The 23,776-nt window shown below is 43.4% G+C and carries 18 protein-coding genes; 5 read left to right on the top strand and 13 right to left on the bottom strand.

Annotated elements, in window-relative coordinates:
* Positions 1-99 precede the first annotated feature (99 nt).
* From ABFV72_RS10070 to recG, 6 genes are all read right to left on the bottom strand, one after another.
* On the bottom strand, positions 100-1,035 hold the full coding sequence (locus tag ABFV72_RS10070) for a DMT family transporter (RefSeq protein ID WP_347163502.1): 936 nt from the start codon (positions 1,033-1,035) through the stop codon (positions 100-102).
* A gap of 89 nt (positions 1,036-1,124) precedes the next feature.
* Complete coding sequence (locus ABFV72_RS10065) at positions 1,125-1,835, bottom strand: AraC family transcriptional regulator (protein WP_347163500.1); 711 nt, start codon at positions 1,833-1,835, stop codon at positions 1,125-1,127.
* Positions 1,836-1,919: 84 nt separating this feature from the next.
* A complete protein-coding gene (locus ABFV72_RS10060) occupies positions 1,920-5,009 on the bottom strand; it encodes an efflux RND transporter permease subunit (protein WP_347163499.1) in 3,090 nt (1,029 codons plus the stop codon).
* Positions 5,006-6,334, bottom strand: coding sequence for an efflux RND transporter periplasmic adaptor subunit (locus ABFV72_RS10055; RefSeq protein WP_347163497.1), 1,329 nt, complete (start codon positions 6,332-6,334; stop codon positions 5,006-5,008). Before ABFV72_RS10055 ends, ABFV72_RS10060 begins: the two co-directional genes overlap by 4 nt.
* 90 nt (positions 6,335-6,424) lie before the next feature.
* Complete coding sequence (locus ABFV72_RS10050; RefSeq protein WP_347163496.1) at positions 6,425-7,108, bottom strand: TetR/AcrR family transcriptional regulator; 684 nt, start codon at positions 7,106-7,108, stop codon at positions 6,425-6,427.
* A 73-nt stretch (positions 7,109-7,181) separates the two neighbouring features.
* On the bottom strand, positions 7,182-9,533 hold the full coding sequence (gene recG, locus ABFV72_RS10045) for an ATP-dependent DNA helicase RecG (protein WP_347163495.1): 2,352 nt from the start codon (positions 9,531-9,533) through the stop codon (positions 7,182-7,184).
* Between the two features lie 279 nt (positions 9,534-9,812).
* Between recG and ABFV72_RS10040 the strand changes: the two genes are divergently transcribed.
* Complete coding sequence (locus ABFV72_RS10040; RefSeq protein ID WP_347163493.1) at positions 9,813-10,817, top strand: patatin-like phospholipase family protein; 1,005 nt, start codon at positions 9,813-9,815, stop codon at positions 10,815-10,817.
* A gap of 174 nt (positions 10,818-10,991) precedes the next feature.
* On the opposite strand, the gene ABFV72_RS10035 is transcribed toward ABFV72_RS10040, so the two are convergent.
* Positions 10,992-11,579 (bottom strand): hypothetical protein, encoded by a 588-nt coding sequence (locus tag ABFV72_RS10035; RefSeq protein WP_347163492.1) that lies wholly within the window; start codon positions 11,577-11,579, stop codon positions 10,992-10,994.
* 398 nt (positions 11,580-11,977) lie between these two features.
* Between ABFV72_RS10035 and argA the strand changes: the two genes are divergently transcribed.
* Positions 11,978-13,300 carry an amino-acid N-acetyltransferase gene (gene argA, locus ABFV72_RS10030; protein WP_057762129.1) on the top strand — a complete coding sequence of 441 codons (1,323 nt, stop codon included), beginning with the start codon at positions 11,978-11,980 and terminating at the stop codon, positions 13,298-13,300.
* A gap of 133 nt (positions 13,301-13,433) precedes the next feature.
* On the opposite strand, the gene ABFV72_RS10025 is transcribed toward argA, so the two are convergent.
* Positions 13,434-14,165, bottom strand: a complete 732-nt coding sequence (locus ABFV72_RS10025; protein ID WP_347163491.1) for an FKBP-type peptidyl-prolyl cis-trans isomerase — start codon at positions 14,163-14,165, stop codon at positions 13,434-13,436.
* A 456-nt stretch (positions 14,166-14,621) separates the two neighbouring features.
* Between ABFV72_RS10025 and ABFV72_RS10020 the strand changes: the two genes are divergently transcribed.
* The gene (locus tag ABFV72_RS10020) at positions 14,622-16,286 is read left to right on the top strand and encodes a mechanosensitive ion channel (protein WP_347163489.1); all 1,665 of its coding nucleotides are present in this window, start codon (positions 14,622-14,624) and stop codon (positions 16,284-16,286) included.
* A 143-nt stretch (positions 16,287-16,429) separates the two neighbouring features.
* On the opposite strand, the gene ABFV72_RS10015 is transcribed toward ABFV72_RS10020, so the two are convergent.
* Positions 16,430-17,881 (bottom strand): hypothetical protein, encoded by a 1,452-nt coding sequence (locus ABFV72_RS10015; protein ID WP_347163488.1) that lies wholly within the window; start codon positions 17,879-17,881, stop codon positions 16,430-16,432.
* Positions 17,882-18,179: 298 nt separating this feature from the next.
* Here ABFV72_RS10015 and ABFV72_RS10010 point away from each other — a divergent pair, with 298 nt between their 5' ends.
* A complete protein-coding gene (locus ABFV72_RS10010) occupies positions 18,180-18,962 on the top strand; it encodes an SDR family NAD(P)-dependent oxidoreductase (RefSeq protein WP_057762139.1) in 783 nt (260 codons plus the stop codon).
* Positions 18,963-19,141: 179 nt separating this feature from the next.
* Here ABFV72_RS10010 and ABFV72_RS10005 read toward each other — a convergent pair whose 3' ends face one another.
* The 3 genes from ABFV72_RS10005 to ABFV72_RS09995 all read right to left on the bottom strand — a co-directional run bounded on the left by ABFV72_RS10005 (position 19,142) and on the right by ABFV72_RS09995 (position 22,668).
* Entirely contained in the window at positions 19,142-19,837 is a 696-nt protein-coding gene (locus ABFV72_RS10005; RefSeq protein WP_347163486.1) for a lysophospholipid acyltransferase family protein, read from the bottom strand.
* A gap of 165 nt (positions 19,838-20,002) precedes the next feature.
* A complete protein-coding gene (parE, locus tag ABFV72_RS10000; RefSeq protein ID WP_347163485.1) occupies positions 20,003-21,889 on the bottom strand; it encodes a DNA topoisomerase IV subunit B in 1,887 nt (628 codons plus the stop codon).
* 110 nt (positions 21,890-21,999) lie between these two features.
* Entirely contained in the window at positions 22,000-22,668 is a 669-nt protein-coding gene (locus tag ABFV72_RS09995) for a YqiA/YcfP family alpha/beta fold hydrolase (protein WP_347163484.1), read from the bottom strand.
* Between the two features lie 187 nt (positions 22,669-22,855).
* Here ABFV72_RS09995 and ABFV72_RS09990 point away from each other — a divergent pair, with 187 nt between their 5' ends.
* Positions 22,856-23,116 (top strand): DUF1289 domain-containing protein, encoded by a 261-nt coding sequence (locus ABFV72_RS09990; protein WP_057762147.1) that lies wholly within the window; start codon positions 22,856-22,858, stop codon positions 23,114-23,116.
* A 37-nt stretch (positions 23,117-23,153) separates the two neighbouring features.
* On the opposite strand, the gene ABFV72_RS09985 is transcribed toward ABFV72_RS09990, so the two are convergent.
* Positions 23,154-23,462 (bottom strand): hypothetical protein, encoded by a 309-nt coding sequence (locus ABFV72_RS09985; protein WP_347163482.1) that lies wholly within the window; start codon positions 23,460-23,462, stop codon positions 23,154-23,156.
* Positions 23,463-23,776: the final 314 nt, after the last annotated feature.

Raw genomic sequence — 23,776 nt, 5'->3', positions numbered from 1 at the left:
CATTCAACTTACCAGTTTTAGACTAACGTCATACAAAGAGTCATACTTACCAAGCAGTATCTCATCAAAATACTACTTATCGTCAGAAATATTGCCTGGTTACTTGCATAGTGCATGTCTTCTTCGATAACCTGTCATTTTTGGCGTCTTCATTACCTGCAATAAAAGACAGATTATCATGAGTGACATTCCTAGCCAGCCGATAGGAGAGAATGTTTCACCGATTATAATGATAGCCAATATAGTGGCCACGATAGGTTCTAGTAACGTGATAAGCGTCGCTTTGCTCGCCTCAATCACTCTCAACGCTTGACCAAACAGTAAATAACCAAAGAACATCGGCGCAATTGCCAGATATAGGGCAACGCTTATATGTTTTGCATCTAAAAACAGGTTTTCCCCTGTTAATAATAATGATGGCAACAATAAAATCGCCGACAGACCAAACATACTGGCCATTGCTGATTTCGAGTTTACCCCGTTCTCTATCATCTGACGTGCTGTCCATGAGTATGTGGCATAGGTCAATCCTGCAACTAACCCTAACAACACGCCTAGTATTCGATTATTTGCTTGTGCGTTTATATCCAAATATTGGGTTTTTCCCAAGGTTAGCAAAATGACGCCAACCACACCAAATATAAAACTTACCACCCATCGACTAGTGACTCTTTTATTGCTAATCAGACGCTCCATGATAACAGTAAAAAATGGTGCGCTAGCAATTGAGATCACTGTACCAATAGCGACACCTGCCAATCTCATAGAGGAATAAAAAGCTAAAGGATAGATAGCAACGCATAGGCTACCGATGAATAAGAGACTGGGTTTAGAAATTAGTTTCTGTCTATCGCTTAATAAATTATTCTTAGCATTCAATACTAGCAATACACCGCCTACCCCCATCGAAAACGCACCAACGGCTAATGGACTAACGTCAGGTATAAAAGCAGAGGCTGTACCTGTCGTGCCCCAAAGGACACTGGCAGCTATCACACATAAAATAGCACTTAGACTAGATTTATTCTGCAGCATAGTAGCCACCTCTAACGTTATAATGAATAACATTATTATAGAGAGTTACAGAATATAATTTTTGCAGATTAGACGGTTTGCATGTCTGGTTAGACGTGTTTTAATTTGGAAGGAGCAATACCGAAATATTTAGAAAAGCGGCGGCTAAAAGCGCTAACATCCGTATAACCAACCAGTTCGGCTATGATAGCGATAGGTGAATCAGTATGTAATAATAAAGCTTGCGCCTTTTGCATTCTGATCTTTGTGATGTACTCAGTGACGGTTTGGCTTGTTTGCGATTTAAAGTTCTTTTTAAACTGTGTAGCACTGAGACAAGAGATATCCGCCAACACTTCGACAGAAAGGTTTTTAGCAAAATTGTGGTGAATATATGCGACGACTGCTCTAATTCGAGCGTCATATTGCACAAATAGATTTTGTTGTTCTAGGAGTTTATAAAAGGTATCAAACATTAATCTCTCTACTTCAGGATTGATTTGATACCTTAACTGACTCTCTGAAAACTCCAAAAATGCCAACAATGGCGAATTTATAGAAAAGACAACTTGTGATGAATGAAGCACATTTTCTGGCAATAAATCTGTATCCACAACGATAAACTTTGCATTCTCTTCAGCGCTGAAATAGTGCTTTTCATTTGACTTGACCACAACACATTCGCTTGGGATAACTTTTCCAGTATAGCTCCCAACTTCGATATTGATTGCCCCTCGCAAAGGCAAAACAATCTGATGAAAGTCATGAGAATGCCCTCGAGTCTGGCGAGTGTATGACCTAATTGAGAGCGTGTTAATCATTTCGCATTTTCCACATTGCTATTATTGTGTCGTGTCTTGGCTCACTATTGGGTTAGCTATTTGGCTCTCTATGAGAAGTAACTATCAGAGGTCACTAGGTTTGCCATGTGGAGCTAGCCATTTAGCAAACCATCCTGATAGGTCATCCATCAAAGTATAGACGACAGGAATAACAACCAAGCTCAATAGCGTAGAGGTTACCAGACCACCCAGTACCGCTGCTGCCATCGGTCGCCTAAAGGTAGGATCTGCATCGCCCCAACCAAATACCAATGGCAACATACCTGCACCCATCGCAATGGTCGTCATGATAATAGGCCGTGCACGCTTGCGACATGCATCTACGATAGCCTCAAAACGCGCCAGACCTCGGCGCTGGGCAATCAACGCATAATCGACTAGCAGGATTGAGTTTTTGGTCGCAATACCCATGAGCATAATGAAACCAATCATCGAAGGCATCGATAAGCTGCTATTGGTAATAACCAAGCCGACAAACGCCCCACCGATCGACAGAGGTAACGCCATTAGAATGGTAAAAGGCTGCAATAAACGACCAAAAAGTAGAATAAGTACGCCTAAAATACAAACCACACCGACGGACATCGCAATGATAAAGCCACTAAAGAGGTCTGCCATGTTTTCGGCTTGGCCTTGATCGATGATGGTAATCGAAGGCGGTAGTTGCTGCATGGTCGGCACTGCTTTGACCGCTTGTACCAAATCACCAAGCTCGCCACTCGCAGGTTGTACCGTGATACTAATAGCACGCTCTCGATCCAATCTACTAATCTGCGCAGGCCCAGTGCCAAAGTCTAGCGTAGCAACCTCACCGACGCGTACACCTTGACCTGCAGGCATAGTACTCGGCACGTACAAACCTTCTAGCTGACTAACATTTTGCTTAGCCACGTCAGGTAAACGTACGACGATTGGTACTTGACGTGTATCAAGATTGAGCTTGGACAATTGCTGCTCGTAGTCGCCTACGGTCGCCACACGTAGAGTCGTAGCGATATCTTGCGTGGTCACCCCTTTGTCAGCCATTGCCAACCTATCTGGCGTTACCGTTAGCTCTTGGCGTGGCAGACTGCGATCACTGGTCACAGCGCCTGCACTTGGTAGCCCTCGAATCTCAGACATAATTTTTTGTGCAGTTTGTTCAAGCAGTTGCGGATTGGTACTAGTCAATGAAAAGTTATAGCCGCTCTCACCACCACTCGATAAGCCAACGGTAAACCGTGCTCCTGGCACTTCTGTCATCAGCTTACTAATTTTGCGTTCTATCTCTTGCTTGGTGCCTCGTTCTGCACGCGGAGCAAGCACGATATCCAGGCCCGCGATGTTTTCAGCCTTACCGCCGCCGCCATCCGACGCACCCATCGACGCCTGTGCCTCTCCCACCGAGGTAAAGATATTGGTCACCTCAGGCATGGCCAAAATACGAGCACTTGCTAGTGCCGCTACGCGCTCAGTATCCGCCAACGACACGTCAGGTGTCAGCTCAATAGCCACTCGAGTTTGATCGATATCATTATCAGGGATAAATGACGTGGGTAACAGCTTAACCAGAGCTAGCGATGCCACAAATAAAACAAGCGTTGCACCCATGGTCAACCAACGATGATGTAGGGTCCAAGACACAATCTTAAGATAGTACTTCATCATTGTGCTTTGTTTTTCGACGTGCTTTTTCTCAGGTCGCAAGATATAAGCTGCCATCATAGGGGTAATCAGGCGCGCCACCATCAGCGAGGCAAAAATTGATAAGGCAGCCGTCCAACCAAACTGACGGAAAAACTGTCCAACGATACCGCCCATAAAGGCCGTTGGTAAAAACACCGCAATCAAAGTAAAAGTAGTCGCGACAACGGCCAGACCGATTTCATCAGCGGCTTCCATCGCCGCTTCATAAGGCGTCTTACCCATGCGTAGATGGCGTATGATGTTTTCGACTTCAACGATTGCATCATCGACCAGCACTCCAATGACCAATGATAATGCCAGTAGTGAGATGATATTAAGACTAAAGCCAAACAAATACATACCCAAAAAGGTTGGAATGACTGATAGCGGCAAAGCAACCGCAGCAACGATAGTCGCACGAATATTGCGCAAAAACAAGAAGACTACCACTACAGCCAAAAGTCCACCTTCAATGAGCATTCTTAATGAGGCTTCATAATCTTCTGCAATGGGTGTGGCTCGGTCATAGACTTTCTCAATACTGATATTGCCGACATCAGCAGTCAGCTTGGCAAGCTCCTCATCGACCAGATTCATCACATCGACCTCACTGGCCCCACGCGATCGAGTGATGTTAAATGCCACCACTGTTTGACCGTCTAGCTTGGCAATCGAGCTTGGATCTGCTGCGCCGTCAGTGATTTCTGCCATCCGACCTAAAGCCTGTGTGCCTCCTGTAGGGACAGCCACTTGCAAATCGTTTAGCTCATTTGCTCGTTCAACGGCACCGAGAACACGGATGGTCTGAGTCGTATTGCCAACTTCCGCCTCCCCGCCAGAGCTGTCCTGTTGGATACCAGCGATTTGCTGCGATAATTGTGAAATAGAAAACTTTAGACCACTTAATGCAATCGGGTCGGCAGCAACCGTGATTTCACGCTGCAACCCGCCAACACGGCTCACGGTACTAACGCCTGGTATATCAGATAGCCGTTTGGTAACGGTATCATCGACAAACCAAGATAGATCCTCCACGCTCATATTTTCAGCAGCAACAGAGTAAGTAACCACTGGAAACCCAGCAGTAGATACTTTGGTAATAATAGGATCATTAGCTGCCGCTGGTAGATCACCACGTACTTCGCCGACTGCTGACCGCACATCGTCTACCGCTTCTTGAATGTCTTTTTCTAAGGTGAATTCAGTAGCAATGGTCGCCGCACCCGTCTGTAGCGTGGTGCGAATATGACTCACGCCTTCGATACTGGTCAGTTTGTTTTCAATCTTTTTGGCGATATCGTTTTCAAGCTGTGAGGGCGCAGCACCCGGTAGCGTGACCGTGACTACCACCGCTGGCAAATCTATATCTGGAAATTGCTGGACTTTCATTTTCATGAAACCGTAAATGCCACCCAACGTCAGCAGCACAAACAGCAAGATAGCGACGAGCGGGTTCTTTATCGAATAAGCGGAGACGTTTAAGCTCATGGCTGTGCCTGCGCTGGCTTACTGGTTTGAGTTACACCATTAACAACGCGCACTAGGTCACCATCATTTAAGAAGCTACCGCCCTGTTTTACGATACGACTGTCACTTGGCAAGGGCTCTGACACTGCTACGCTTTCGCCCAATCGCTCACCCAATGTGACTCGCTGCTGCTTGATACGTCCCATCGACCGATCTTCTCGAGTAGTTGACTCGGTAACGAGCATCACATAATCATAACCATCATTGCTGACCACGGCGCTATTAGGAATCGTTTGCGTACTGGTACTTCCCAATAGGAATTTGCCTGTTTGATACATGCCTGCACGTATCTTTGAGTTGGCAGCTAGGCTAGCATAAATCGTAATTTGGCGGTTATTGTCTGCGGTTGGTGCGATGCGGTTCACTTGCCCTATCACTGTATCACCACCCGGTAGACTGACTTGTACAGGCGTACCGACGTTGATATCACCGATAAGCTTAGGATCTATATCTGCTCGCCATTCCAAAACGCCGCCTTTGATAATCGTAAATAACGGATCCCCGCCTGCCACCTGCCCAACTTCTACCATTTTTTCACTGATAATACCGCTGACAGGAGCGACGACTTTTGCGTTCTCTAACGTCAAACGCTGATTGCTCAAACGGGCTTGGGATGCTTGCAAAGAAGCTCTGGCACGTACTTCCGAGGTACGGTAGCGGTCGGCTTCTTGTTTGCTGATGGCATCGATATCGATCAATGGCAACACACGTGCAGCATCAGCGCTAGCATTGGCAAGGGTGGCTTCCGCTTCTGCGACATCTGCTTGCGCCTGTAGCACTTGCTGCTCCATGGCATCAGTATCAAACACAGCTAAGACTTTACCAGCTCTGACGCGGTCGCCTTCTTCGACCAAAATACGCTCGATAGCCACACCATTAACTTTTGCACTGACGTTCGCAGTATCTTTAGCATTGATGGTTCCATCGGCACTGAGGGTGCTGCCGATATCATCTTGGCTTGGACTGACTGTTTCTACTGAGAGTACTGATTGCTCTGTACTAGTGCTACCATCAGCTACATTATCGCCTGCCACACTATTGGACGCTGCCGACTCGTCTGACGCTATCGTGTCATTGTTGCCCCAATACTTGCCCAGCAGGACACCAACGACCAGTACTGCTACCAATACAGGTAGCAGCCATAGCGGCATTTTGGAAGTGGGTTTTTGAGACAGGCTGTCAGATTGACGATACGGTGGTAGCTCAGCGTGTTTAGATGTTTCAATATTGGTATCTTGCTCGCTAGTCGGTTCTTGCTTATTATCAAGGTCTTTAAAGTCACTCATAGTCGGTCTCTATAAATACGGATAACAATCAAAATAGCGCTTAAACCATTACTTAAAAGCAATCACTAGACAGTCACTAGTCAGAACAGCCTATGAATTAGTAGTTAGTGCGCCATCTTTTTGCAATAAGCCCATTGCGAGATTTTTTGCAAACGATTTAAGTTGTTGTTGTAACTCTGGTTGTTCATAAATCGACCCACCAAGCGTGGCTTGTTGTAGTAACGAGTCAGTAAACATACCGATGGTAAAATAAAGCAAGGTGAACAGGCGCATTGGCTTAGTATGATCGTCAGTGGGACCAAGAAATGTAGACAGATAGCCTTGAAACCGTGTCAATACTTGAACGTCATGTTCAAACAAAGTCACCATTTCTGGGTTATTCTGTACTGAGATATTTTGTGACGCTAGCTTAGCAATCGCTGGATTCTCAATCAGTAAATCCAAAGTTTTATCGATCCATTGCTCTAACGCTTGGTTGGGCTTAAGTGTGCTATCTGCAATCGCGGCTTCCGTTTGGGATACAAAAGCCAATAGCTGACGAGCATGCATTCTACATACCGCTTCATACAGCGACCGTTTGCTTTGCCAGTGAAAATGAATGGTGGAGATATTCTTGCCAGAAGCCTTAGCAATATCGCGAGTAGTAACCGCTTCAAAGCCTTTAGTCGAAAACAGCGCTTCAGCGCATCGTAAAATAGAGGCGACGCTACTATTAGGTTCGGATTCGACTCGATCAAGCGCGGCTTCAAAGTCAATTTCAGATAATTTTGTCATAAATTATTATTAATCAATCAATTGATTGAGTCAAACGTTTTAGATATCTGAGCGGTATATAATAATAGTACTTTTAAGCATTGGTATAACGACTGGCTTCTGGCATCCAGCGATGAATCAATTGGCTGACATCTGCTTTTCGCGCAGGGTCTGCTATCAAATGCTTCGCTAACCGCTGAGCAATAGCAAATAATTGCTCATCACGGATCAGATCAGCCAGATAGTAGCCAACGTTACCCGTTTGACGTTTGCCTAGCAGCTCTCCTGGCCCACGTAGCTCTAAGTCTTTTTGAGCAATGACAAAACCATCAGTACTATCGCGTAGGACATTTAGTCGCTCAGTACCTGTCTCTGATAGCGGTTTTTGATATAACAGTACACAGAAACTTTTGGTCGAGCCACGTCCGACTCGCCCGCGCAGCTGATGCAATTGCGATAGCCCCAAACGCTCCGCATTTTCGATAACCATTAACGATGCATTGGGCACATCAACCCCTACCTCGATGACAGTCGTCGCAATCAGCAAGTCCAAATTACCTGCTTTGAACTCCTGCATAATGGCTTGCTTATCAGCAGACTTCATTTTGCCATGTACCAGTCCAATACGAATATCTAGACGTTCATTTAAATCCTCATAAGTAGCTTCAGCTGCCTGCGCATCCAATACGCTAGAGGCCTCTACCAGTGAGCATACCCAGTACGCTTGCCTGCCCGCTTCGCAATTAATCGCAATACGTTCTATGACTTCATCGCGTCGATTGCGATCGATGGTTACTGTCGTAATTGGTGTACGCCCCGGTGGCAATTCATCAATAATTGAGGTATCCATATCGCCATAAACGCTCATCGCTAAGGTTCTTGGAATCGGTGTTGCGGTCATGATTAGCTGGTGCGGTGTGCTATTAGCCACGCCTTTATTGGTCAATGCCATGCGCTGCTCAACACCGAATCGATGCTGCTCATCGATGATAACTAAGCCTAATTTAGCGAACTGAACTTGCTCTTGAAACAATGCATGAGTACCGACCACCACTTGCACGGTATTTTCTGCGACTGCTTCCAATGCTTCGCGGCGCTGTTTGGCCGTTTGCTTACCTGCGAGCCAACCGACTCCAATGCCCAGTGGCTCAAACCATTGCTTAAAATTCAGTAGATGTTGCTCTGCCAAAATCTCAGTCGGGGCCATTACCGCGACCTGCCAGCCACTATCGAGCGCATAACCTGCCGCCCCTGCTGCCACCAACGTCTTGCCAGCACCCACATCTCCCTGTACCAGTCGTAGCATCGGAATTGAGGTCGCCATATCCGCAGTGATGTCTTTCATCACTCTTTTTTGCGCACCCGTTAAATCAAAAGGTAATGCAGCAAACAGCTTGTCAGCAAGAGGACTATTGGTAGTGCATTTGGGTGCTTTATGCTGATGTAGCTGCTGGCGACGATATAGCAAACTGAGCTGATGCGCAGTCAACTCTTCAATAATCAAGCGCTGGCAAGCAGCATGCGTGCGGGCACTGAGTTGAGTGAATAATTTGTATTGCTGAGACGCGCTGGTATAAGTAGGTGGCGTATGCAGCAGTACCAATGCTTCAAATATCGTTAAATTATAGACATTGTGCTGAGCAATACTGGCAGCGACGCTATGTATGTCATTATCTGCCTGATAGTTAGAGGGACTGGGCTTGTATACGCTATTGCCAATCGCATTATCAGGCACGCTGCGTGCTAACGTCGAAAAAATATCTTCGGTATATTCGGCCTCTGACACCGCTGATTTGGATGGCTCAAAAGGCACTAATGGCAAATCGGATACAACTGCAAAATCTTCAGCCGTAAACAATGTCATCGGCAGACCTTGGCTCCGAACCGTTTGCAATGCTAGCTTAATTAAAGTGCGCAGCTTGTTTTGATGTAAGCCTTTAACTGTAGGGTAAATAGGCTGCAATCCCGTATCAGTCATGACTGTGTTATCAGTGATAATCTGATATTCAGGATGATGTATCTGCTTGCCGTAGCGGCTGACTTTGACCTCACCAAATAGCTGTAAACGTGTTCCTAAATTCATAGTCTGTACCAGACCACGATAGACCTTAAAAAACCGCAACGATATCGTACCCGTATCATCATCCACCGTCACAGTCATCCCACTGCGCTTGGTATCGACATGGACGATGTGACCAGTAATTAGCGCTGATTGTCCATGCTCTACATCGGCGATTGATACCAGTCGACTACGATCCTCATAATCACGGGGCAAATGTAACAGCAAATCGAATATCCGCTTGATATTCAATTGCGCCAACTGCTCTGCGACTTTTACCCCTACACCTGCTAGCGCAGACACTGGCATATCTAGTGCTGACAGCGGCATATCAGATCTAAAGTGATCTAATGAGTTAGATGAAGCATGACTCTCCGATATTGGCATTAAAGATCCTAACAATATTATTTTTAATTTTTGTATGCTAAATCGAGCATTTTTAATAGGCTGTACATGATGACTTGTACCACAGAATAGCGATAACGATAGTACGTATAAAAAGTCGACTCATTTCATTATAGCTGACAATACAATTGCTTATGCTAGGCTATTTAGTAAAATAGCATCTATACAGTCCATCTACTATAGATAAACCACTTCTCCTCATCATACCAATAACTGATGTCTTATTTTTTGAATTCTGGCAATTTCGTAAGGTGTTTTTCTATGCTTGTTTCTATTTTGCCTCGTCAGTTTCGTCACAATCTGATTCGCCATAATTTAAAACTACTGAGGTTGAGCTTAATACCTATACTCGGTTTTTATATTAGTGCGTGTAGCACATTGCCATCGACTATTCCTGCAACGCCAGAGCCTGTTATTAAGACTCCTACTGTAGCACTGGTATTGGGTGGTGGCGGTGCAAAAGGGTTTGCCCATGTGGGCGTCATTAAGGCGCTAGAAGAAAGCGGTATCAAACCAACATTGGTAGTCGGGACGAGTGTGGGTAGCTTGATCGGTAGCTTATACGCCAGTGGTTACACGCCGGCACAGCTTGAGCAATTGGCACTGACCACTACTGATAGCCAGCTCACAGACTTTACCTTGTCCAATCAAGGTTTTATCGAAGGTATTAAGTTAAAAAACTTTATTAATAGCAAAGTGAATGCGCGAGCCATAGAAGACTTCCCCATTGCTTTTGCGGCAATCGCAGCAGAAAAATACACTCTGAAGAAAACAGTCTTTACCACTGGCGATGCTGGGCTTGCCGTGCAAGCGTCCTGTAGCGTGCCTAATATTTTTATTGCCCCACGCATTCCTGAAAAGGTCGGTAAAAAATATGTCGATGGTGGTGTGGTCAGTTTAGTACCAGTAGATAGCGCCTATGACTTAGGTGCTGATATTATCATTGCTGTAGATGTAACGGGAGCTCAAGGCAGTGATAGTACTAATAGTCAAATACCGACTATTAACTCATTAAGTGACTTTTGGGGCTTCCTCGAAACCAACATTCTAGCTACCAACCTGACTACTAATCGCTCCGCATCAAACCAGAGCGAACGAGATCGAGCAGATATTGTTATTACTCCCAATGTCGGTCGTAACAGTTCGATAGATACTAGGCAGCGGCGTAGTCTGATACAAGCAGGCGTTCAAGCTACAACGCCACAAATCAATGCTATTAAACAACTTATCCAAGAGAAATCTAGTAGCAAATATGCCACGCTGTAGCTTAGTATTTTTACTTACTTATCAGTAAAATTATCAAACGTCCTGTCACACCATAAAAAAGCACCGCAGCTATAAACTGTGGTGCTTTTTTATTGATGGCTTTCAGTACTAAATGGATAGTTTTCAGTGCTAACTACATCAATGCTAGCTAAATTCTAATCCAAAAATTCAGGATTATTTAACACGAGCGCGATATTTTACAGCGACAGTATCATTTAGACCTACGCCTTCTAGGTCCCAACGTACCGCTTTATAGTATTTAAGCGCGACGTCTTGTAGCTGATTATCTACTTTGGTACGTAATGGCATACGAGCAAAGTTATTGCCATCAACACTGCCATATGGGAAGTCAGGAGCAACCGTTTTTAACAGTTCTACCTGCTCTGGGATACTCATCGTAACGGTCATTTTACGGACTCGATCTGCATTGGTATTGGTAAAGTATCCTTGATACTCCAATACATTGCCTGACTGCAAACGAGTATTGGTATCTACAGGGACGAGCACTTCTTGACCATTGGCATCAACGCTGACCAACGACGCTGTAATTCTGCTATTAACGGCTTGAGCACTTGAGTTGCTGCTCTTGTTAGCATTTGTCTGAATAGCCATTGAGCTATCAACCGCTTGCTCTGGTGTTGGCAGCATCGCTGAGGCTTGTGTAACTACCATTGCACCGATAAGCGTACCGGCAACAACGTGAAATAAGCGGTGGCCGCTCCAAGCACTGAACGGGCTAGCAAACTGGTTACTTTTTTTCATGATTTTCATTATCCCTGGTTGATATATCGGTAAAACACAGATGGTGCAACTTAAGTTATTTTTATAATTTGTTCAACAGATAAAAAGCATTACGATGTATATAAGATATTGCTGTGAAATAGCTCATGCAATCTATGAAACACATGAACTCACTTATCTAACCTGATTATCTTCGCTCAGCATTTGTAAAGCAATAGCGCTTAGCATAACAAAAAGCATTTGTACGTACATTAACCCAGTGTTGAGGTTGTGTATATCAGCGATTGGCAATCAGAATGCTTGAATACAGCTGAAATAAAAGATAGCTCATAACCGCGTTTTTTGCTATGGTAAATCTTTAGCGTTAGGCATTTTTTTGCTGCGCCCCTTTTCTTATTCTAACGACTACTGCTCCCATTATGACTACTAGCTCCATGCCCCAGATCAACCCTGAATACGTCCATTGGTTCCGTAACTCTGCACCTTACATTAATACCCATCGCGGCAAAACTTTCGTGATCATGTTTGGTGGTGAAGCGGTCAATCATGCGAACTTCAGCACACTTATTCATGATTTTGCCTTGTTGCATAGCTTGGGTATCAAGCTAGTACTGGTACACGGGGCACGACCGCAAATCGAAAAGAACTTAAAAGACGCTAACATCGAATCGCCACTACATCAAGATATCCGCATTACGCCACGTGCAGCGATGCCATCTATCTTACAGGCCGTTGGTGCTATTCGTTTACAGATTGAAGCTCAGCTATCAATGGGGCTGGCCAACTCTCCGATGTATGGTTCGCGTATCGATGCGATATCGGGTAACTTCGTGACAGCGCGCCCATACGGTATCCGTGAAGGTATTGATTATCAAATGACGGGTGAAGTGCGTTCTATCGATGTGGAAGCCATCAAAAATAACCTACTTCATGACCATATCGTTGTACTAGGCTCGATGGGCTACTCTGCAACTGGCGAAGTATTTAACTTATTAGCGGAAGATGTGGCCCTAAGCGCTGCTGTAGCACTGGGTGCTGACAAGCTTATATTCTTAGGTGAAGAAGCGGGTATCAACGACGATGATCGTTTATTACGTGAAATGATTCCAAACGAAGTTGATCGTTTCTTACGTGATCGCGATTTAAATTGTGAAATCAATTATTTCTTGAACTGTGCAAGTTTGGCCTGTCGTCAAGGCGTCCATCGCACGCATATTATTTCGTATGCCAAAAACGGCGCATTACTAGAAGAGCTATTCACACGTGATGGTTCTGGTACGCTGATTAGCCATGACCCTTATGAAGAAATTCGCCGTGCCAATATCGATGACGTGGTTGGTCTTATTGAGCTGCTGTCACCTCTAGAAGAGCAAGGCATCTTGGTCAGTCGTTCACGCGAGCGCTTAGAGCAAGAGATTGATAACTATAGTGTGATTGAGCGCGATGGTATGATTTTGGGCTGTGCAGCATTGCATACGTTAGACTCAGAGTCAGCGGAAGTTGCCTGTGTTGCTGTTCGCCCTGAGTACCGTAGTGGTAGCCGCGGTGCAGATTTACTAGCGTTTCTAGAGCAGCAAGCGCGTAGCCATGGTTTGTACAAGTTGTTTGTTTTGACCACTCGTACTGCGCATTGGTTCGTTGAGCAAGGCTTTGCTGAAGTTGAAGCCAGCGCTTTGCCTGAAGCACGTTTAGAGAAGTACCATAACGGCCGTAACTCTAAAGTCTTTCAAAAGAATCTATGATTTATTGCCAACTTGATATCGGCTTTATAAGCTCGGTATCAAGTTGACATAAATATTTACCCATAAAAAAGCCTTCATAATTATATGAAGGCTTTTTTATGTTAAGTACCTAAACAATATTTGCTTTAAATGCTTATTTTACTTTTAATAGCTCAACAGTAAAGATAAGCGTGCTGTTAGGCTCGATACCAGCGTTACCCGCTTCACCATAAGCGATATCTGATGGGATATAGAACTCGTATTTTCCGCCTTCTTTCATCAACTGTAGACCTTCAGTCCAGCCAGCGATTACTTGGTTTAGTGGGAACTCGATTGGCTCACCGCGCTCATAAGAGCTGTCAAATACCGTACCATCAAGCAATTTACCTTCGTAATTTACTTCAACGACGTCAGTTGCTTTTGGTGATTTACCAGTACCTGCTTTGATAACTTTATACTGTAAACCAGACTCTGTTTGCTTCACGCCTTCTTTTTTAGCGTTTTCTGCTAAGAATGCAGTACCAGCGGCTTTATTTTCTGTCGCTTTGGTTTCCATGTCTTTAACAAACTGCTCTTCTTGCTCTTTTTGATAGTCCATCAATACTTGTTGCATCTGCTCTTGGGTCAATGCTGATTCATTGCCTTCGTAGCCATCACGGAAGCCTTTTTCAAAAGTATTTAGGTCTAAATCTTTGACAGCGTCTTTGTTACCTTCTGCCATCATGAAACCTAAGCTATAACCTACTTTTTCACTAGCTGTGCTTTGTTCAGTAATGGAAACGCTTTGAGCGGCTGTTTCTTGATTGCCATTGTTGGTGCTACAGCCTGTTACTAACAACATAGCGCTAGCAAGTGCACTAACGCCTAAAGTAGTGATTTTTTTCATAAAGTACTCTCTAATTGTAAGAATAGTGGCGAGATGTCACATTCCTCTATAATAACAAATCTTAGTTTTAGGAACCACGCTTTGCACGAAATTATCGGGCCAATGTATAGTCTATGTTAATATCTTCTATCATAATAACAAGTTATCACACAAATATAGTAACAGGTAAAGCTTTCTGTCTTTAAATCCATCAATACATCAGCTAAGCTGAGTTAGTTAAGGAGATAAGTAACCGAGCGTTAATTTTTATCAAAAATAAGCAGATATCGATAGCGAAGTCACTGTAATATAAATAAGAGATACTGCTGATAATAATTTATGCTCAAAAACGATAATATCTCTATATAACTGATTCTAAAAATACTATTTATGACAACCATCTGTATGTCTTGCTCACTAATCGCTGTATGAACATTGTTTTTGGCGAGTTATATAAGATGCTTCAAGGAGGATAAGATGAACCCAATGTACACATCTTTTAACGGCTATCTTGGTGGACCTATCGGTTCCATCATTGGTGCTATTTTGATATTCGTTATTGGTTGGCTAGTAGCCCTTGGTATCGCAGCACTGGTACGTGGCGTACTCTCTAAAGTTAATCTCAATCAACGTATGAACTCTTCAACTGGTAAGACCTACGACCTTGAAGGTATCATCTCCAAAATTGTTTTCTGGTTTATTTTCATCATTGCTATCTCAGGCGCACTTAGCCAATTAAACTTAAACTCTATCTCAGCACCATTCGCAAATATGGTTAATCAAGTATTGGCATTTATCCCTAATCTTATCGGCGCTATCGCACTTGGTGTGATTGGTTGGGTCGTGGCTACTGTTGCACGCACAGCGATCAACGCTGCACTCGCAAAAACCTCTATGGATGAGCGTTTAAGTGCACAAGCTGGTGTAAAACCAATGAGCAGCACGATTGCTGATATGGTTTACTGGTTCATCTTATTGGTTGTGTTGACCATGGTACTTGGTCAATTAGAGCTTGATGGTTTGTTTGCACCACTGACTAATATGGTCGACAAAATCTTTAGCTTCATCCCTAATATCTTGATTGCTGGTGTGGTCTTCGTCGTTGGTTATATCATTGCCAAAGTCGTACGCGGTATTGTGACCAACCTTGTTTCTACTTTTAATGTACAAGAATTGGCATCAAAAGCAGGTTTAAGTGAGCAAAACAGCTTACCTAACATTGCAGGTTCATTAGCATTTTTAGTGGTTATCATTCCAACCATTATCGCTGCTCTAAACGCATTAAAAATCGAAGTGATTGCTCGCCCTGCGACCAATATGCTGAACAAAATCATGGAAGCATTGCCAAACATATTTATGGCAGTGGCTATCCTAGTAGTAACTTTCTATGTTGTACGCATGGTTGCCAACATCATCAAAGGTCTGATTGAGAACACTCAAATCAATCAATTGCCTGCGAAAGTTGGTCTACAAGAAACCATGGGTGACAAGAAAATCTCTGACCTAGTTGGTTATGCGATTATCTTCTTCGCTATGCTATTTGCTGCTATTGCAGCTGCTGACTTGTTAGGTTTCGAGCCTATTTCAGCTATTATCACGATGTTCATCGCATTCGGTGCAAACATTATCCTAGGCGCAATTATCCTATTCATCGGATTCTGGCTTGCCAATATCATTGCAGGTGTGGTTGAACGTTCTGAGCAAGGTTCACAATTCCTAGCAAACATCGTACGTGTATTAATTATGGGCCTAGTATTAGCGATGGGTCTAAAAGCGATGGGTATTGCCGATTCAATCGTTAACCTAGCATTTGGTCTGACACTAGGCGCGGTAGCCGTTGCCTTTGCCCTATCATTTGGTCTTGGTGGTCAAGAAGCTGCAGCTCGCTTCTTACGTAAAATGCAGGATAAGATGGATCATGAACGCACTGAAGCGAAAGCAAAATCTGCGCTACAGCCAAGTTCATCAACTCAAGAAAAAGTTGCTGATTCAGTTCGTGAAAACACGCCATCTGCTGCTAGTACACCTACCACTGATTTACGTACCGATGTAGTTGATACACCACGTGTTGATACTGATGACATCTACAACAGCGATGACGTACTTCCTGGTAGCGGTCTCAATGACGATATCAATAAATAAGTATTTTTGATTGTTTAGTTTAGATACGAAAAAGACAGCCTAGGCTGTCTTTTTTTATGTCAGCAAATATATTAATAAATCTGTGGTTATTGTTATCGAAGCTCTTAGTATAAAAGTTCATTCAAACAATTTCACGCTACAATCTACTGCTTATCTTTTCGCGCTGGAATCGTTAAGCTCATCTGTACTTGAGGTAGTTTCTCTTTTTGCGCCTTCGTAGGTTTACTACCTTCCACGCTACTAGCAGGTGGTGTATTTTGCTTATCTAATTCTTGTTGTTTTAGTTTCTGCATTTGCTTAGTAAGTTGGCGCTCTCGCTGAGTCATCGCATCAACTGGCTGAATCCACAAATCAATATCGAAAAAACTCTCATTATTCTCAGTGATAAAATCAATACCAAGCACGACTACATGATGTAGCTCAATAATTGGCAAACGTGTGGCAACGTCTTGTGCGATCTTTGCTAATTTTGGTTGGACAGCGGCTTTGCTATTAGGTCCTTTTGACTCCTGACCATAAAACACCAGTACATAATGTCGTCCCAAACTTTCATAAGAATGTTGATGTACCACATAGCCATCTTTTTGCAGCGCTGCGCTTTGTTTAGGGTGTTTATATAACGTACGGATAAGCTCGTGACGTGAAAACAAAGACTCATCTAGCAGTTGTTGTTGCCAGTGAGCGAGCGGTGTTTCTGTCTGTTCGTCACTGCTAGTTACGTGATTTTTACCATACGTATCTATCATCTGCATACTTAGCTGAGACCATATCGTAGCCGCTTGCATCATATGCTGATGGTACATTTGAGAAGTTGAACTTTGGTTCTTGTAGGCAAGCGTGATGGCTACCAATGCTGAGTTAGGTTCGTCTTGTACTTCATTTTTGATGAGCGCATTGTCGACTACAATGGCAGGGGCAAATAAATCTGGGCTTTGTAAGAAACGCTCAACCAAAGCGTCTTCTGACTCGAAACTTGGGATATGGTTTACGGCCGATTGATGTAGCTGTTCTAAATGATAAGCTAAGAAACGCCATAACTCACATGGGGTTCGTACCGCTGCTGCTATCGAGTACCAGTCATCCCAGCTAAAGACTTGCAGCTGCTGCATGCTTTCGCTCATGTCGACAACTAAGTCTTCTAAAAAGTAACGAACCCCAAAATTGTGTTTAAGTCGCTGTAGAGCACTGTTTGAATGTTTTGCACTGTCATCGTTATCATCTTGATTAAGACTGCTACTTCCTCCGACAAGCTGAATGTCAAAAATCATAGCTTCATAACCAGCTAAGGCATTGTCTCCATCTTGAGACGATAATGACTTGTACCATGTAAGTACTGACTTTACCGCAGTCATACGCACAGCCTCAATATCAACTGATTCTGTATCATAGGGTAAATACAGTGTCAGCTCCAACAGCTGTAGCTTGCCAAGTGGTAACTGATATTGGTAGTGACGAGCGATGTACTGAGCATTGTATTCATGCTCAATCGTATGCATACCTGCTAAAGTCACTGCCATAGCATCTGCTTGTAAATAACTGACTAGCTCAGTCGTCAGATAGCCCCAGTCGGGCATAGTAGTAATCGAATGGGACACAGGTTCCAACCTTCTATTATCGTATGGTGAATATCGCACATGCCAGCTCGTAATAATAACCACATCATTATCGCGTATTACAAATATTTGAATGATGCAAAATTATGCTACATAAGCACTATCAGGGACAGTCGCTTTCAAGGCGATCACTTGTTATGATGATATCAAAGCAGTATTGCTTGCGTGCAAGTTTATGGATGACAAACTGTACTTAGTTGTATTTATCGAAACCGTAGTCATTGAAATTTTAATCATCGAATTTTTAATGACTATTATATAATAATAAGGATTAAACATTATGAAACGTTTTAAAGAAAAGACCGTCGTTGTAACGGGTGCAGGTTCTGGTATTGGCCGTGCAACTGCCATTCGCTTTGCCGAGGAAGGCGCTAGCGTGGTTTTAGTAGGACGTACGGCAGCAACACTAGAAGAGACTGCCAAAGAATTACCACAAGATCGTACTTGGATTCATACCGATAACTATCTCATTATTACATGTGACATTAGCGTTCAAAGCCAAGTACAAGAGATGGTTGAGCGCGCTATCGACAAATTCGGCAAGATTGATATCTTGGTAAACAATGCTGGTAAGGCAACCCAAGGTAAAATCACGGAATTGTCTGCCGATGATTGGCGTTCTGCTATCGATGTGAATCTAAACGGGACTTTTTACGTCTCTCAAGCGGCTATGCCTCACTTAATTGCATCAAAGGGTAATATCGTCAATATCTCATCGCTCTCGGGCGTGGGTGGTGACTGGAATATGGCTGCTTACAATGCTGCTAAGGCGGGTGTAACCAATCTAACCCGTACATTGGCATTAGATCATGGTTCAGATGGCGTTCGTGTTAATGCGGTTAATCCAAGCGTCACCAAAACTGATATGACTACGGCTATCCAAGACAATGAATCTAAGACGGATAAGTTCTTAGCTCGCTGTCCGCTTGGACGTTTGGCAACCCCAGAGGATATCGCCGCTGCCATTACTTTCTTAGCAAGTGATGATGCCTCTATGATTACTGGTGTTAATCTACCTGTTGACGGCGGTGTTAGCGCTTCTAACGGCCAACCACAGTTCTAAATTGTTAAGCTGATAGGTATCTAAATATTATTCAAAAAAAGCCCCTGATACCATCATATCAGGGGCTTTTTAAATATGAATTATTGGAACTTAGTTGTAGACAGCTTTGAGTTTTCATACCTGTCATACAACCAGTGATTTTAACTTAACTAATTGAACTAATATTTATACTAACTAGCTTATTCAGCTGCATTATTGATGTCTTGTAGTGGCTGCGACAAACGCTCAAGGTGTCTTGGTAGCACTCCTTTATACTGAGAATATATTTTCGGTAAATCTGCTTCGATATCACCTGTAGGATAAACCAGCGACATAAACCGTATTTCTTTAGTATTGTAGTCCATCGCTACTGGCAAAATCGGTACACCAGCACCCACCGCTAAATAATAAAAACCTGTCTTCCACGACTCAGTATATTGTCGTGTACCCTCTGGTGATAATCCTAAAAACAATGGTTCACCAGTTTTGAACTTATCAATACTGGCTTGCAGCACAGAGCCTTTATTACCACGATCGACAGGAATGACCCCTATCCAATTTAATAACTGCGCAAACACAGGTACTTTAAATAGCGTGTGCTTGCCCATAATGCTGATTTTGATATCTAATGCAAAAAGACTTGGAATCGCATAGATACCATCCACATTAGAAGTATGTGGTAGAGCAAGCACTACAGCTTGTGAGATATTTGGAATCTCGCCTACCGTACGCCAACCTGATGCCTTTAACAGCGCGGATGCAATAACAGGCGCAAACTTGTTGCCACGCTTTGGAACCTTGTCTCCCAAATGCTTTTTGCTAAGTTTTGGGAGCACTTTGGAGCGCGCAGGTTTAGAAACAACAGACTTAGAACGGTTAAAAATCTTCGGTATCATGACAGCACAATATAATGAAAGGTACTGACATAATACCATTAAGCCTTTGTGGCTAGGCTAAATTTTGCGTGCTTTTATTATGTGATAGATCGTTTAGCCATAAATATAAGTAATGACCTATTTCGATATTCTGCACACATATTTCTTTAGATTCACTGCTACCTCTTAAGAAATATCGGCCAAATCACCTTTGCTCTCAAGCCACGACTTGCGATCAGAGGCACGTTTCTTAGCCAGTAGCATATCCATCACGCTATTGGTCAGTACCATGTCATCCATATCTAACTGTACTAAGCGGCGTGTATCACGGCTCATCGTCGTCTCACGTAGTTGCTCAGCACTCATTTCACCAAGCCCTTTAAAGCGTGTAATCTGAGCTTTTTTGTTTCCCGGTACGTTAGCCAAGATATGTGCAAGCTCTGGCTCATCTAACGCATAGTGAACTTCTTTACCCACATCTACTCGATACAAGGGCGGCATGGCCACAAATAAATGACCCGCATCCACTAGCGCAGGGAAATGCTTCACAAACAGTGCGCAGATCAATGTCGCAATATGCAGTCCATCAGAGTCAGCATCCGCTAAGATACATATCTTGTCGTAACGTAGCTCGGACAAATCATCAGAGGCTGGATCAACACCGATAGCAATGGCAATATCATGAATCTCTTGGCTTGATAACACCGTATCTGATGATACTTCCCACGTATTTAGGATTTTGCCGCGCAGAGGTAATATCGCCTGATAATGACGATCTCTTGCTTGCTTAGCACTACCACCCGCAGAGTCACCCTCTACTAAGAACAGCTCAGCGCCATCACGCAAATCACCACGACAGTCTGCCAATTTACCAGGTAATGCTGGCCCCTGCGTAATCTTTTTACGAGCGACTTTTTTGGCCGATTTCAGACGACGACCTGCTTTATTGATCGCCAATTCAGCGATTTGCGTACCTATTTCCGCATGCTGGTTTAACCATAGGCTAAAGGCATCTTTTGCCAATGTCTGTACAGCGCCTGCAGCTTCACGGCTAGATAAACGTTCTTTGGTCTGCCCAGAAAACTGTGGCTCAGAGAACTTCAGAGACAGGATATAGTTCACCCCATCCCAGACATCTTCTGCGGTTAACTTCACACTACGTGGTAGCAAATTATGAATATCACAGAACTCACGCAGAGCTTCTAAGATGCCCGTACGCAGTCCGTTGACGTGCGTACCGCCCTGAGCTGTCGGAATCAGGTTCACATAGCTTTCTTGAATCGGCGTGCCACCATCAGGCAACCAAGACAAGGCAAAGGTAATAGCCGCTCGTTCGCCCGCTTTCGCATCGTAATTATAATAAAACGGCGCTTCAGGCAATGTTTCCAAACCATCTAGTTGTTCGCTTAGATACTCGACTACCCCATCCGTAAACTGCCAAACGACCTTTTCATCATTGATATCGTCAGTGAATTCAATCGTCAGTCCAGCGGCCAAAACAGCCTTTGCTTTTAAATTATGCTTGAGCTGTTTTACATTAAGTTTAGGTGTATCGAAGAAACTACCATCCGCCCAAAAGTGTACTCTGGTGCCACGTTTGCGCTTATTTGAGCTGACTGCTTCAGTCAATGGCGTAACTGGTGCACCATTTTCAAATGCCATGTCGAACTGTGTGCTATCACGCCATACCGTAACCTCAACGCGAGTTGATAGCGCATTGACAACAGAGATACCTACACCATGCAGACCACCTGACACTTCATAATTAGAGGTCGAAAACTTCCCACCTGCATGTAAGCGAGTTAATATCAGCTCAATACCAGATTGACCAAACTCAGGGTGAATATCAGTTGGCATACCGCGTCCGTCATCTTCGACAGACAACGATCCGTCACTATGCAATTGCACCTTGATGGTTTTCGCATAACCAGCTAACGCTTCATCCACTGAGTTATCAATAACCTCTTGCGCCAAATGGTTCGGGCGCGTGGTATCGGTATACATACCTGGACGACGACGGACTGGCTCAAGACCTTCTAAAACTTCTAACGATTGCGCATTATATTGACTCACAAATGCATCCTTAACTGTTCGCGTGCGTTTAATTCTATTAAACCATTATAACGAAAAATAGCGACGTTAACGTTAATACTCCATCGCTTACGTCATATAATGTCGTCTATTTAGGCTTGTACTAAATTCTGTAAGATATTCATCACCATTGGCAGCTGATCATTAAAATCACTGAAGCGATGATCGCCACCTACTTGCACCGTTACCGATGCGCCATGACTTTGATAAAAATCTTTAGACAATTCAGAATTTAATAGCTCGTCGCCTTCTTTTAGCAGTACAGCAACTTTATCGGGATAATTTACTGATAACAGCTGATTATCTGCAAACCACTGTAAATCTGCAGGCGTAATACTCCAGCCGCCCGCTGTTGTATGCAGGACTTTGCTAGTAGATGACTCATTTAAATTATCTTGACTTGATACTGGTTTATTAGAGAAACGCTGTAAAGTGATATGGGGCTGAGTACTAGGATTGAGCAGTAAAACTGGGCAACCTATCTGATTGCTTATCAAAGTAGAAAAATACCCACCTAGCGAGCTACCGATTAATACCGTATTTGATAACTCAGTCTGCTTATCTGCTGATTTTCTATCTGCACTATTATTTAGCGCTTTGACTAAAGACAGTAATTGCTCACAAACTTGCGCAGGGGTTTTATTTAAATCAGGACGCAGCACATTAATATCAGGATGATGTCGCTGGCAATATTTTTCTAACAACACCCCTTTGGTCGAGTTGGCATCACTGTCCAATCCATGGATATAAATCAAGTTCACGTATCATCTCACTTATTAATTTTGTTATGATTATCTTATAAAGGCTATCAAAGCTAAGCATAACACCCGCTAGACGGAAATAATAACAATAAAATGGCACACTATTAGTCGGTATTTGCGACATAATAATGTTGTACAGTGATTTTATGCAGGTCAAAGGAATGACGGTAGTCATTATGGAGGAGTCATGAATCAACAGTTTGAGCTGTTCGAGATTGCCAATCCATGTATTGGTCTTTGTCAAAGCAATAAGAAGGGTTATTGCTTTGGTTGCCTGCGTAGTCGAACTGAGCGCCAACTATGGCATGATATGACGACAGAGCAGCAACGCGAGGTACTAAGGCTTATCGCAGGACGTAAGCTACGTATAGAGCAAATGAAACAGCGCAAAGATGAACAGTTAGGATTTGATTTTGAAGAAATACCTGAAATAGGTGAGTTGTTTTGAAAAATAATTAATCAGGCTAGACATGCTAACAGTATTCTTAGAATGCATTAAATTTGGCTAAAATATATGCCCAATAACCTAAAAGTAAAGTCAATAATACCCAAGGTATGGCGAAACACCAATAATATAAATCGCTAGTAGTAAATAAATAAAAGTAAACAGCCATCCCAACACTAATTACAAGCGAAGCTGCATATCCAATCAGTAAGGTAAAGAGAACATTATTCTCAATTTTGGTTAAGCTTGGGCTTCCCTCTGCACATATATAGAAAAGAAACCCGAAGGCAAAAGCCCCGCCAATAGTAATATGCAAAAATGATATTAGAACTAGCAACCAAATTGACACGCATACTTCCTTATTAGTCTAATGACGGCTTTGTCTTTAATACAGTGCTTTTTACAAGTTAGAAGCGCTTTCAATAAAAAATAGCATACCTTCAAGTTTTTCTATAATCAATACTGCAATACGCTTGCCAGAATAAATTAGATCAAATCATCAAATACTAAACTTTCCACCACCAAGCACTGGCGCCAAACCGCACGCAAAGAAAAACCCCCGACAAGCTAATGTCGGGGGATATTTCAGAATAGAGAGCTGACGATGACCTACTCTCACATGGGCGAACCACACTACCATTGGCGCTACGATGTTTCACTTCT

This window comes from Psychrobacter proteolyticus, from assembly GCF_039762275.1.
GTDB classification, from domain to species: Bacteria; Pseudomonadota; Gammaproteobacteria; order Pseudomonadales; family Moraxellaceae; genus Psychrobacter; species Psychrobacter proteolyticus_C.
The sequence above is the reverse complement of the archived record's forward strand: the minus strand, read 5'-3'. Positions and strand labels throughout refer to the sequence as shown.

Coding starts and splice junctions, on each gene's coding strand:
- ABFV72_RS10070 (WP_347163502.1), bottom strand. CDS start 1,035: ATGCTGCAGAATAAATCTAGTCTAAGTGCTATTTTATGTGTGATAGCT.
- ABFV72_RS10065 (WP_347163500.1), bottom strand. CDS start 1,835: ATGATTAACACGCTCTCAATTAGGTCATACACTCGCCAGACTCGAGGG.
- ABFV72_RS10060 (WP_347163499.1), bottom strand. CDS start 5,009: ATGAGCTTAAACGTCTCCGCTTATTCGATAAAGAACCCGCTCGTCGCT.
- ABFV72_RS10055 (WP_347163497.1), bottom strand. CDS start 6,334: ATGAGTGACTTTAAAGACCTTGATAATAAGCAAGAACCGACTAGCGAG.
- ABFV72_RS10050 (WP_347163496.1), bottom strand. CDS start 7,108: ATGACAAAATTATCTGAAATTGACTTTGAAGCCGCGCTTGATCGAGTC.
- recG (WP_347163495.1), bottom strand. CDS start 9,533: ATGCCAATATCGGAGAGTCATGCTTCATCTAACTCATTAGATCACTTT.
- ABFV72_RS10040 (WP_347163493.1), top strand. CDS start 9,813: ATGCTTGTTTCTATTTTGCCTCGTCAGTTTCGTCACAATCTGATTCGC.
- ABFV72_RS10035 (WP_347163492.1), bottom strand. CDS start 11,579: ATGAAAAAAAGTAACCAGTTTGCTAGCCCGTTCAGTGCTTGGAGCGGC.
- argA (WP_057762129.1), top strand. CDS start 11,978: ATGACTACTAGCTCCATGCCCCAGATCAACCCTGAATACGTCCATTGG.
- ABFV72_RS10025 (WP_347163491.1), bottom strand. CDS start 14,165: ATGAAAAAAATCACTACTTTAGGCGTTAGTGCACTTGCTAGCGCTATG.
- ABFV72_RS10020 (WP_347163489.1), top strand. CDS start 14,622: ATGAACCCAATGTACACATCTTTTAACGGCTATCTTGGTGGACCTATC.
- ABFV72_RS10010 (WP_057762139.1), top strand. CDS start 18,180: ATGAAACGTTTTAAAGAAAAGACCGTCGTTGTAACGGGTGCAGGTTCT.
- ABFV72_RS10005 (WP_347163486.1), bottom strand. CDS start 19,837: ATGATACCGAAGATTTTTAACCGTTCTAAGTCTGTTGTTTCTAAACCT.
- ABFV72_RS09990 (WP_057762147.1), top strand. CDS start 22,856: ATGAATCAACAGTTTGAGCTGTTCGAGATTGCCAATCCATGTATTGGT.